At 63.5% G+C, this 255-nt stretch carries 1 protein-coding gene; it reads left to right on the forward strand.

Going from position 1 to position 255, the window contains the following annotated elements:
* Positions 1-255, forward strand: a 255-nt coding sequence (locus tag AC066Y_RS43420; RefSeq protein WP_478279161.1) for an ISAs1 family transposase, incomplete at both ends; no start/stop codon positions are given.

A 255-nucleotide genomic window follows, 5' to 3' on the forward strand; every position in this document is an offset into this window, starting at 1 on the left:
TTCCTGGCATGGCCAAGAAGCACGACTTTCCGGGCCTCAAAGCTGTCGCCCGCATCACCAGCAAGCGGGGACAGGACGACACGGTCGAGCGCTACTTCCTGATGAGCCGCCCCTACAGCCCCAAAGTAGTCCTGCGCATCGTCCGTGCTCATTGGGGCATCGAAAATCGCCTGCACTGGCCGCTCGACGTCACCCTCGACGAGGACCTTGCCCGCAATCGCAAGGGCAACGGACCGGCCAACCTGGCCGTGCTCA

This window comes from Bradyrhizobium sp. USDA3010 (genome assembly GCF_056429065.1).